The sequence below is a fragment of the Proteus sp. fly-1013 genome (genome assembly GCF_040140245.1).
In the GTDB taxonomy this organism is placed as follows: Bacteria; Pseudomonadota; Gammaproteobacteria; order Enterobacterales; family Enterobacteriaceae; genus Proteus; species Proteus mirabilis_B.
In genome coordinates this window covers 450,236-462,512 of record NZ_JBEEWD010000001.1, presented here as the reverse complement: position 1 = coordinate 462,512, position 12,277 = coordinate 450,236, and the positions used below count along the sequence as shown (strand labels likewise).

At 34.8% G+C, this 12,277-nt stretch carries 11 protein-coding genes; 1 reads left to right on the top strand and 10 read right to left on the bottom strand.

Features of this window, described 5'->3' with window-relative positions; translation table 11 throughout:
• Positions 1-120 precede the first annotated feature (120 nt).
• Positions 121-1,770, top strand: a complete 1,650-nt coding sequence (locus tag ABN236_RS02170; RefSeq protein WP_349473279.1) for an alpha-keto acid decarboxylase family protein — start codon at positions 121-123, stop codon at positions 1,768-1,770.
• 73 nt (positions 1,771-1,843) lie between these two features.
• Here ABN236_RS02170 and ABN236_RS02165 read toward each other — a convergent pair whose 3' ends face one another.
• The 10 genes from ABN236_RS02165 to ABN236_RS19305 all read right to left on the bottom strand — a co-directional run bounded on the left by ABN236_RS02165 (position 1,844) and on the right by ABN236_RS19305 (position 11,855).
• Complete coding sequence (locus tag ABN236_RS02165; RefSeq protein WP_349473278.1) at positions 1,844-3,004, bottom strand: hypothetical protein; 1,161 nt, start codon at positions 3,002-3,004, stop codon at positions 1,844-1,846.
• Positions 3,005-3,043: 39 nt separating this feature from the next.
• The gene (locus ABN236_RS02160) at positions 3,044-5,626 is read right to left on the bottom strand and encodes a fimbria/pilus outer membrane usher protein (protein WP_349473277.1); all 2,583 of its coding nucleotides are present in this window, start codon (positions 5,624-5,626) and stop codon (positions 3,044-3,046) included.
• Between the two features lie 50 nt (positions 5,627-5,676).
• Positions 5,677-6,414: a fimbrial biogenesis chaperone gene (locus ABN236_RS02155; protein ID WP_349473276.1), complete on the bottom strand. Its 738-nt coding sequence runs from the start codon at positions 6,412-6,414 to the stop codon at positions 5,677-5,679.
• Complete coding sequence (locus ABN236_RS02150; protein WP_349473275.1) at positions 6,411-7,106, bottom strand: fimbrial biogenesis chaperone; 696 nt, start codon at positions 7,104-7,106, stop codon at positions 6,411-6,413. The genes ABN236_RS02155 and ABN236_RS02150 overlap by 4 nt, the downstream gene beginning before the upstream one ends.
• Positions 7,107-7,114: 8 nt before the next feature.
• Positions 7,115-7,657, bottom strand: coding sequence for a fimbrial protein (locus tag ABN236_RS02145; protein WP_349473274.1), 543 nt, complete (start codon positions 7,655-7,657; stop codon positions 7,115-7,117).
• Between the two features lie 10 nt (positions 7,658-7,667).
• Complete coding sequence (locus ABN236_RS02140; RefSeq protein WP_349473273.1) at positions 7,668-8,222, bottom strand: fimbrial protein; 555 nt, start codon at positions 8,220-8,222, stop codon at positions 7,668-7,670.
• Entirely contained in the window at positions 8,200-8,901 is a 702-nt protein-coding gene (locus ABN236_RS02135) for a fimbrial biogenesis chaperone (RefSeq protein WP_349473272.1), read from the bottom strand. Before ABN236_RS02135 ends, ABN236_RS02140 begins: the two co-directional genes overlap by 23 nt.
• Positions 8,902-8,961: 60 nt before the next feature.
• Positions 8,962-9,513, bottom strand: a complete 552-nt coding sequence (locus tag ABN236_RS02130; RefSeq protein ID WP_349473271.1) for a fimbrial protein — start codon at positions 9,511-9,513, stop codon at positions 8,962-8,964.
• A 763-nt stretch (positions 9,514-10,276) separates the two neighbouring features.
• Entirely contained in the window at positions 10,277-11,656 is a 1,380-nt protein-coding gene (locus ABN236_RS02125) for an APC family permease (RefSeq protein ID WP_088493212.1), read from the bottom strand.
• Entirely contained in the window at positions 11,646-11,855 is a 210-nt protein-coding gene (locus ABN236_RS19305; RefSeq protein ID WP_088493213.1) for a hypothetical protein, read from the bottom strand. Before ABN236_RS19305 ends, ABN236_RS02125 begins: the two co-directional genes overlap by 11 nt.
• Positions 11,856-12,277 lie beyond the last annotated feature (422 nt).

The following is a 12,277-nucleotide window of genomic DNA, read 5'->3' as shown; positions in this document are numbered from 1 at the left end:
TATACCCTCAATGATAATAAACCATTTTATATTAAATAATATTCGCGATAAAACATTAAGCATAATGTAAAAGCATTCCTCTACTTTTACAGACTATTATTCGGATTTTCTGGAGATAATATGAGTAAGACTGTCGTTGAATATATGTTAAACCGCTTATATGACTTAGGAATAAGTGATATTTTTGGTGTTGCAGGTGATTATGCTTTCCCCATAGAAGATACTATTTGTAATAGCAACCATATGCGTTGGATTGGTAACTGCAACGAATTAAATGCAGCTTACGCTGCTGATGGTTATGCCCGAATTAAAGGTATAGCTGCGTTATCGACAACATTTGGTGTTGGTGAATTAAGTGCGATTAATGCTATTGCCGGCTCTTATGCAGAAAACTTACCTATCTTTCATTTAGTTGGTATGCCAGCAAGTGGTGTGCAAAAAAGTAAGCGTCTAGTTCATCACACATTAGGTAATGGTGATTTTGATGTTTTTTATCAATTAGGCCAACGTCTCGCTTGTGCTCACACAATATTAACACCCGAAAATTGTATTCCAGAAATGGAACGCTTAATTGCGGCTGCATTAAAAGAGCGTCGTCCTGTTTATATTGGCTTACCTTCTGATTATGCCACTATGCAAGTGATAGAACATTCACCTGTTGCCACACCCAAAAAACCAATAAGCGATCAAGAAATACTAGAGAAAGTGGTGTCACTCATTATTGAGAAGCTTACGCGCAGCAATAATATCTGCGTATTACCCGGTATTTTGTCCTCACGTTTAGGGTTATCAGATAATGTCCAATCTTTTATTAAAAAGACCGGCTTACCTTATGCCACTATGTTTATGGATAAAAGTATTTTAAGTGAATCGCATCCCCAATATGTTGGTATGTATGATGGCAAATTAATGACACCTGAAGTCAGAGAATTTGTAGAGAATAGTGAGTACGTATTGGGAATTGGTGCAATGATGACTGATTTCAATACCGGAAGTTTCACTGCCAATATTAAACCAAAACAATTTATCAACATCATGCCTGAATATGTTGAGATTAATTCTGTTATCTATACATCCATTTATATGGAAGACGTGCTCTCAGCACTAACCCAAAGATTACCGAATAGAACTTATCATCAGATAAAAGCCAAAGGATTAGGCGAAGCTGTGTTATCTGATAACGGTAAAATTACTGCTCAGTATCTCTATCCTCATTTAGAAAAATTCTTTAAACCTAACGATATTATTATTGCTGAAACAGGTACATCTTCAATGGGGTTAGGTTTTGCCCTATTACCAGATGGCGCACAATTCCATAATCAAACATTATGGGGTTCTATTGGTTGGGCAACACCTGCATCATTTGGTGCTGCACTTGCAGCCCCTAACAAACGAGTTATTTTAATTACAGGTGAAGGCTCACATCAATTAACCGTACAAGAGATCAGCCAATTTGTTCGTTTTGGATTAAAACCAATCATCCTTGTTTTAAATAACGATGGTTACTTAATTGAACGATTATTGTGTGATTATCCTGAAGCTTATTATAACGATCTTGCTCAATGGAATTATCATCAATTACCTAAAGCTTTTGGCGCAAGAGATTGGCATTGTGAGAAAGTCACAACGATAGATGAATTAAATAAAGCGCTTGAAGTGGCTGGTTCGACAGAAAATGCCTCTTATATCGAAATAGTAACAGAACGATATGAAGCGTCTGAATTAGCACAAAAATTAAAAGAGTCTAAAGATTCACTTTATTCATTCTAAGATGATTAAATGTTTAAACAAAAAGTGGATCCTAAGATCCACTTTTATTTTTTTTTTTCTAAATTTGTGACTTTTATCCACGGACAAAAATATTCACATCCACTTTTCCGCGATATTCACCCGCTTTTGTTCCATCTGGTTTACATAATGCCCAACGTATGCCAAATGCCGTTGGTACATTATTACCCACACTCGTCCCTGTTAATTCTAAATCTGTATTATCGAATCTTAATAATTTAGCATTTTGATCATCATTACATGTGAAAGGCGGTGCGCTTTGTTGCAAATAAGGCAGTCCCATTACCCACGGTTTTTTATCCGAAATTGTACCATTGATGGGCGCTAGTATGAGTTTTCTAGGATTAGTAGCATCAGCCGTTCCTTCTTTCACCACCGCGGATAAATTGACAGGATTACCTAATCCCCCACAGGATAAGGTAAAGGTAGAGTCACGAATAACCTCTTTGGTGTGTGTCATATTTTCATTAAATTGTTGATTAGACACACCCGTAATTGCGCATGAGCGTTTAACTTTAATATTTGCCGTTACATTTACTTTTAAGTAATAGTCTCCCCTTGTGGAGCCACCAAAACTTCCAACATAAAAAGGTGTGCCTCGGTAAGTCAATGTCCCTGGTGTTAAATTGTTATCAATATAAATAGGTAGTGAACCTGGACTTTTTATACTAACAATTTTTGTTCCTCCCCCAGGTACAACAGCATTAACTGTTGGAACATAACACACTTTATAATCTGGGGTTATTTTATCAATTACACCTGGGTTAGTTTGGAAAAATTGACCCGCATAAATGCTTTGGTACTTATCACCAAAATTATATAATTCAACAGAATAATTAAGCTTAGGTGTAACATATACTGATGCCGCAGGATTACTTGAATGTGTGAGTTTTAAACCATAAGTATTTGCTTGAAATGGTACTACTGATACAAAGCTAGCGTTACATTGATAATTCTGCTCACTTAATGAAATAATCGCATATCTGCTATTCCATGTGCCCGTTTGACTTGAAGAGTAGATAGGTGTTGCTGAAAAATAAGTTTGCCCCGTTAATGTCCCGGTCACCAATTGGCTCTGTGACATATTAACATTCATATCAATAACACCCGTTAAATTTAATGTCATTGCTCCCATATCTGTTGCAGCAAAAGTAGCAAATATAGGCATTGCCAATACGCAAGCCAGTGGTGTCATTACCCATGTACGAATTTTCATGTTAATGCTTCCTATCAATTAAATAAGGATTGGCGTTTCTTATTCACAAGAAAGCGACATTGTTCTTATTGGCTGCTTACTGTTCACTTCAATATCACCCAATCCTTGATATGAAATATTGCAACTTTGTTGGTTTCTATTACCCCATTTAATCAACAGTTTCCCATCTGAAGGCAATCCACTCATATAAAGCTGTCCGTTCTCACCGACAATCCCCGTATTAATCTCATTAGGATTTTCCTTATCTATTAATGTGGCAATAGCGCCAAACGGCACAATACTTTGGCTATGATTGATATTGAGAATTGCCTGAAAACCAATTTTGGTTTTAAAGACAACTTTTACGATTGCTCCTTTTGTCGGCACAACATTTTGAGAGGTTGTTTTTAATGTAACGTTGTCAGGTAATGTATTTACGTTTAATCCAACAGTATTTTCTCGATATTCAGATAAGTATGGAGATAAAGCATATCCTTGACTATTAATTGCACCATTGCCTGAATTCAGTTCGGTTCCTTTGGCACCTTGAGCTTCAATAATCGCCATACTACTACCCATACTTCTGCCTAATAAAACACCGCCGGAATGGAGAAGTAATCCCCCATTCATACTACCGTTCACACTGTAATAATCGCTTGAATAGTTATAATTCAGTGAGCTAGTACCATAATTGCCAGAATAGTTGGCATATAAAGAACCATTATTAGGTTGATTTTGATTCGCCCAAGATTGTGCAACACCATAGGACAAGGCGTTATCAAAAGCGCTTCCTGATAATCCAACTTGTTGGTTTGTACGCCCATGATTGTCATGAGTTAACATATAAGTACTGTTAAAATTGCTCACCATCGGATTATTGCTAAAGAGACTAAATGGAATATTAACGTTAAAGTTAATTTGCCTATTTTCCGGCCAGCTATCTTTTGATTTTATGCGGTCAATACTGTAGTTAATCCCAAAACTAACGCCTTTTAGATAACCGTTGTAACCCGTTGTTAATTGAGTGACCTTTTCATCTTGTTCCCAATAATTGTAGTAACTACCTGACAGATAAATACTGCCGTAATTTCCTAAGGTTTGAGAAAGTGATGTGGTAAAACGGCTCTTTTCACGTTCACCTAGCCAAGGTGATGTTCCTTCTTTTAGCTGATAATCTGCCGTATTAAATTGGTTAAAATCATAATAGTGCTTGGTTGAAAAACGTAATGCAGTTAAGTCAACAGAGGTTCCTGTTGTTGTCATGTTTTTTGAGTAACGGAATCGATACGATTGCCCATCTTGAGAGCCAATTGAATCAAATTTTGCATGAGCATGGGTAATATCCGTTGAAACCGCACCAAAGTCACCGAGTGAAACCCCGATACCAGAAACAATAGAAAAATAATCTTTTGCGCCTAACACACCACCATAAAGAGTGACATCATAAGGAAAACCATATACTCCACTCGCTAAAACAAAATCTGCTTTTTTAGAATCAACCGTTGTACCACCATCAAATCGACCTGCACTTAATTCATATTTCCATCCTCCCGGTCTTAACATCACTGGTAATGATGAAAACGCGACAGTGAAGGTACGTTCAGATCCATTTTCTTCTGTAATAGTGACATCTAAATTACCGCCAGAGCCACTAGCATAAAGGTCGGTAAGTTTAAAAGGCCCCGGCGCAACATAGGTTTGGTAAATAACATTACCATTTTGTTTTACTGTTACTTTGGCATTCGATTGAGCGATACCGCTGATATCTGGGGCAAAACCTTGTTGGCTGGTTGGTAACATTTGCTCATTAGAAAGTAAGCGCATCCCTTTCATCGGGATCCCATCAAAGACATCATTACCCGATGTGGTTTCACCCACGATAAATTCTGAGCGAATTGAAGAAAGATTTCGCGAAAGATAAGTATTGGTAAATTTTGTACTGTTATCGCTAGTTGCTTCTTTATCATTAGAATTTCTAGCGTAAGTGTTTGTCATTGTTGAACGTAAACGCCATTCATCGTAATTAATACCAGCTCTAAATTGAGCAAAAAAGTTATCGTTCTTTAATTTTCCATTATTAATGTCATTGAAAGAGGAATTATCATTAGATGAATGACCTCCACTAAACATATAATTGACAAACATTGCAGTAACGCCACTATCGATAACCGCTGGATCAATATAACCCACCGCATCCGTGGACATCACTATTTGAGGAAAGCTAGTTATTAATTTTAACTCTGACAAATTCACTTTAACGGATGCGTCAGGAATATATTGAGTCAAATCAGTAATAACATCATCATTTCCCAATTTATTTAAATTAGGCACAGTTTCAACTTTTACACCTAATGATTTTAATAATGCCGGTGTAATTTCAGGAACAACTTTATTATCTGCCCCTTTTACAAGATGAATTGATGTTTCGCCACGGTTACTGTTATTAACATAAACCGTTAGAATAATTTTTCCTTCTGGTAACGCATCTTTGCTTGAGAATTGGCTTAAGTCGATATCACTAGGAATGCCTAATTGTCCATCTAGTAAAGCCGGATCAAAATAATCCTCAGCGAATGAGCCTAAAGAGAAAAAAATAAGTGATGTAAAAAGGCTATATCTGAATATTGTCATTGGTTTTTTCATTTTTACACTCTTAATCATTTAGCCGACAAGCTGTCAATATTCTTAGTAAATCATTTGAAGTTTTTTGTTTTTTCATCTAGAGGAAATAAATATTCATCTAATATTTGCCAACTAATTTTATTCACATACTCACCTGAAAAAACATATTCTTGCGTTCCAAAGGGTGGAACATTTTTCGAGAGTTCTTGAAGCTCTATTTCTTTTCCATTAATTTTTATTGTATTAAATGCGAGATATATTGGAGATTCATTTTTTGCTACTAATTTATTTCCTGAAATAGAAAATGATAATTTATCTTCAACACTTTCTATTTTTATGCCATTCAATGCTTTAGGGCGATAATAAATTTTAAAATTTAATGCACGAATAACATTAACCTGTATATCGACTTTTTCATCAGAGGTAGAAGGAATTAAGCGAAACTGTGCAATGTAAACAGATTCTCTATCTGTTGGAAGAGTATCAGATCCTGTAAACTTGATAAGCCAATCATAATATTGACCTGGTTCTATTTTTTCTAATAGCGGAGTAATAATAAAAGGTGTATTTACTTTTTTCTCAATAAGTTGAAGTCCAGATGTTTCATCTAGCCATTTCATTCCAGCTTGAACAAGATAGGGAGAGTTTTCATTATTTCTCAAGCCAATAGAAACACTATTGCTTCCTTCATTGTATGTCATTCTTTGCAATGAAAATTGAAAAGCGTTTTCTGCCGCCCATATCACTTTGCTATAAAATAAAGCCATTATTGATATAAATAAGTAAATAATTTTATTTTTAGTCATCATCTTGCTACATCCTTATAATGAAACTCTTTCGATAATTCCCCGTAGTCATTAATAAAAAACCAGCTTGCTTTATTCATATTATTAACATCTATTTTTGTTTGACTATGAGGTGCAACCATTATGCTTTTATTATATTTTTCTTTATCTAATGTGATTTTTGTTAACGTAAAATAATAAGGTGTTGGGTTATTAAAAAACCAATTTTTCCCTTGGCTTTGTAATTTCACTTTACTGAAATCAATATCAGTAGGTTTACTTATCGAATCAGGTCGATAAATGACTTTAATGACAAAACTTGTTATTAAGACTAATTTAGATACTTCATCATCTGCATTATTTTTTTCCGTTGAAGGAATAATCTTTGTATTCAAGTAAAAAAGTGATTCTTTATCATTCGGTAGAGAAACAGCGTCTTTTAATAAAATCCGCATTGATGATGTACTTTTATTTTCTAGCCTAAATATAGGAGGTGTAACAATAAAGTTAGGCGATAATTTGCCATCAAGATCTGTCGTGACACCCGACTGTATTAAATAAGGTTTGTTATCATCATTGGTGATACTCACACCTTCACTATAACTTTCGCTAAAAATAATCCGTGTTTTTCCTAAGCTAACACCTTGTGCATAAGCCCCGAAACTTATCATTATCAACGTAAAAATTAATGTTATATCTCTTATTAAATTTTTCATTTCACTTATTAATCAACGTAATATGAAAATGTTAATGTAGAGAAGAACTCGCCAGCTTCTGGTTCGCAAGCAGTTCCCGTTTTACATTTAACGTAAGTATAAAGTTTCTTTTCTAAACTTTTTTTATCAATGTTATTCCAAACAATGTCACCAGATTTAATAAAGTCAGTATCATTATTTGATTGAGTTGCCGTTCCACTTTCTGAAACCCGAATACCAAAGCTTTTCGTAATATCATCATTGAAAGTGACAGTATTTAGTGTGGTTTTTGCTGCCATTTTTACATAGGTATCTGAGAAATCGTCTGTTTTACAATCTGTCAGTAATAATTTAATCGGAATAGGCTCCACTAAGTTATTTTTTATTTTAGAGGCTTGAATGCTACCAAAATCAACTTCGTTATTACTGGTTCCAGTCACCGATAATTTGCAAGTTTGTTTATCAACCGTCACTTTGAATTCAAACTCTACGCTTTGCGCACCAAAGCTAATAAAAGACAGCATCAAGATAAATAAACTTAAACACTTCCTTTTTAATAGAACTATCTTCATTTTTATATTCTCAAGGTTGTACCAGTGTTAACGCTAATATTGCTTTTAAAGCACCCGGTTTGGCAGTTGAGGTGTCTTTTTTTACCACTTCGACCTGAAAATCTTTATTTTTTGTTCCATTTCCAGTTTGAATAAACACTGAGCTTACGCCTGCGTTAAAATTAACTAGCGAACAGTTACTATTTTTACAGTCATAAAGTGCAAAGCTTGAGTTGGTAATATTTGTGATAGGCGATATTTTATCATTCGTAATTTGGGTTCCCGCCCCAGCTTTAATTATCACTTCCATATCTGGCGTTTCATCTGAAAACTCTTGGCAGTTATACTCAACCGTAAATGGTAATTTGTTTTCATCTTTTTCACCTATTTCAACGACATTCTCCACTAAAATAGGCTTAGAAAATTTCACTGTTTGATCAGATAAAGTAAAAGCACAAGTTCCTCTAGTAACTTTACCTTTAACGATTAATACGGCTTCTGAATTTACAGCGCTATATCCAAAGCTCGTCATCGCAAGTAAGACTATCCCACATAAATAGTGATTAAAATTTAGCTGTAAATTCATTGTATCCACCCAAATCATCAATAGTACGCCAGTGAATGTTTCCTTGCGTTACACCTGCTGGTAGCAAATATTTGATTGAGCTATATGGCGCTATCATTGCGTTGTTGTTTGCTAAACTGACATCAAGTTTGATGTTATTAACTGAAAAACCAGCAAAGTTAATATAATAAGGAGAGTTATTGGTTACTTTTAATTGTTTGCCTTCCACGCTAAAACTCAGTTTTGCTTGGGCTTCATCAGAGGTCATAGGTAAGTTATCAGGACGATAAAATAACTTAATAACATTATCGAATCCGACACTCATCCCTAAATTATCGGTTTTACCATCTTGACCGGGGATCATCTTTGCGTGGAAATAAAATACGCTTTCTCTATCTTTAGCTAAGGCATTACTCTTTGCATAAATTTTTACTTCATGCCTAGATGCACTATTAAGTCTAAAAATAGGAGGTGTCACTTCAAACGTGATTGGATATTGATTTGATGTAATAAAAGCTTGAACTAAATAATTAATATTAGGTTCTTGGTTACGAACCACTATTCCCACACTTTTTTCACTTTCTGGATAAATAATCCGTGTTGCATCCAACCCCACTCCTTTGGAATAAACAAAAGGAGAGATTATCATTAGTAATACAACAAAAATTTTTGCTATTTTATCTGTAATATTAATCATCATATCTCTCTTTTAAATAGAGACCCTGTTATAAACAGAGTCTCTTAATTAGTTTAGGTAGAATTAGTTATAAGCAACAGTAAATGTTACTGGTACTTTTAATTCGTCTCGATCAACTTTACCAGTGGTTAAATAAAGTCCAGCGGTCATAGGAATTGTTGCATTACCGCCTTGAACAATCGCAGTACCTAATTTCAAACCTGTTTCTACGTTAGGAACAATTAATACATTCTTCGATGTAGCCAACAATTTAACCGCTAAAGAACGCGCTGTTGGGTTAGCAAACATCTCAGCATTAAAATTAGACTTATTACCACGAGCATACAAATTGATGGTGCCATCGGCAGCTAATGGGCCTGAACAGTTAGTGAGTTCTAAATTAAATGTTTTGTCTTCACCTAATTTGTCGCCCACGTTTTTACTAGCTACATCAGCACTCGTAAAGGTTCCCCAGTCGATTCTGGAGCCTTCAGTGGTCGAAGAAACATCACAACTTGCGGCACGAATTAATGCTTCAAATGTCACAGTTGTACCCTGAGTTTGAGCTACTGCATTGCCTGCAACCATAAGGCCAGACATTACAATAAATGGAGCAACTTTTTTAATTAAAGACATATTGTCACCTTTGGTTTTTAGATGAACTTCATTTTGATATTAGTTATATTTCCTTATTAAGGATAAGTAAGAAAATATATTGACTAATCCTATTTAAAGCGTAGCACAGCAATCAAATAATACTTATGGAATGAGTAAAGGAATAGAATCAAATAATGAGGAGAAGTGATGTTTTTATAGGCAAAAAACGAATAATTTAGTTATATACACTTAATCTATAAGTGAATAAAATAAAAATAAAGACTTCAGTATTAATAATAATAATAAAGATATGCTTTTGTTTCCCTTCAATTATATTTATTTTAATTTATATATTAACTTATTCTAAGCTATAGAAAATATACGTAACTATTATTAAGTAATAATTATTAAGTGATATCTCTTAGTTGTTTTTTATTTATTTTAATAACTATGATACAGATCAAACTTATTAAATCTCTTTTTTATACTTGCGGTTTAAAATAATTAATCAAATGATTAAATATAAAATCACAATAATTAATATATGTGATCATAGGTATTAAACAATAATAAAATTAACACTGTATTAATATTTTAAGTACAAAAATGTAAAAAATATATTTTGATATTTTATTTATCACTAAAAAATACATAAACCACTCTTCATCATTTATTATTCAATTTCTATTTGATGTGGCTAATTTGATGTAGATAATTAATATAGACAACTTAATATAGATAAAAAAATGGCTTCATTACTGAAGCCATTTCTACACTGATTTTTATCACAATGTTTATAGTATTACTTTTCTGGCATTTGTGGCATAGGACGACGGAATCGACGAGTGATCCACACCATATAAAGTATACCAATTGCACCCCAGACAAGACCTAACTCCATAGAGCCTGGTTCGAGGTTTATCCACAAGACACCCATTGTCGCAGCACCAATGATAGGTAATATCAGGTAATTAATGTGATCCATTAACCCTTTATTACGGCGCTCGCGAATATAGAACTGTGAAATAACAGATAGATTCACGAAAGTAAACGCAACTAACGCACCAAAGTTAATTAATGCAGTTGCAGTCACTAAGTCAAAGAACACGGCACCTAACGCTAAGAAACCCACCAATAGCACGTTAAATGCAGGTGTACGCCATTTAGGATGTACGTAACCGAATGTCTTCTCTGGGAATACACCATCGCGACCCATAACATAAAGTAAACGCGCAACACCTGCGTGAGCCGCCATACCAGATGCTAATACCGTCACACATGAGAACACTAAAATAATGGACTGGAATAAAGCACCAGCAACATACAGCATTATTTCAGGTTGTGACTCTTCTGGGTTTTTGAATCGTGAAATATCTGGGAAATACAATTGTAAAAAGTAAGAAACGGCAATAAAGATAATCCCACCAATCAGCGCAGTTAAGAAAATCGCTTTAGGGATAACTTTACCTGCATTTGGTGTTTCTTCTGATAATGTACTGATACCGTCAAAACCTAAGAATGAGAAACAGAGTATTGTCGCCCCGGTTATCATAGGTATAACTTCAGCATCAACAGACGCAAACGGTCTAAAGGTCCATAACTCCCCTGCACCTTCTCCGTTATACACACCGTGAATAAGTAATCCAACAAACACAACCATTACTGCAACTTGTACAATAACAATTGCTGTATTTAAGTTAGCAACAACGTTAATACCACGTAGGTTAAAGAACGTCATTAAAGCCACTAAACCAAATACAAAGATCCACGGTTCAACGCCCGGGAATATTGCTTGTAAATAGATTTTCGCCAATAAGATATTGATCATTGGCATAAACAAATAGTCTAGTAAAGATGACCAACCCACCATAAAGCCAACATAAGGGCTCATGGATTTTTGAGCATAGGTATACGCAGAGCCAGCTGATGGAAAACGCTTAACTAATTTTCCATAACTTACTGCGGTAAATAAAATTGCAACTAAAGCAATTGCATACGATGTTGCTACATGACCATTGGTAATGCCAGAAACGATACCAAATGTATCGAAAATAGTCATAGGCTGTAAAAAAGCAAGCCCCATCATGACTACCTGCATTAGTGTCAAGGTTTTACGTAGTTGAACTCGATTGTTAGCACCAGTTTGGTTAGTGCCGATAGAGGAGATGACGTTATCTGACATTCGCGAACCCTCCCATAACTTCGGTTTGAGTATTCAATAAACTCAACCGACAGTTACTGGGAAGACTTCGCATCTGCCTATAAACAGAATAGAATGAAGTTTTTAAGGATGTGTATGTGTTTAGGAGACGCCGTGCTCCGTAGTCATCATTGCCCGCAGTGCCGTTAGGCCCGACTGCGAAAGAGAATAAATGTACCATATTAGCATTCCTCTATCATGACAACCCTTTCTCTAAGGGGCTGGCTGCTAATCAAATTATGTTATCTATTCAGACTCAAATGAATCTGACCTCTTGGTGTAGTAATAAGTAAAAATGCAAAAAAAAACCGATGCACTTTAAACGCATCAGTCATATTTTTAGTGGGCGCATTTTGCACGTCTCAGACTTAAATAGCAATACATTTTCATCAAAAAGCCCCCTTTTTTTACGATCTTTTCAATTCGCAAACTAAGTCAACATGTAATGCCACATTTTATTAACAACAATTGTACTTTTATCACAATTCTTATGCTTTGAATATTTCGAAAGCCTTTACAACACCGAAAGGAATCAAATCATAATGCATTGATAAATAAACATTAAATTCCATATTAAAATTAATATTATCAACAAACCATCAA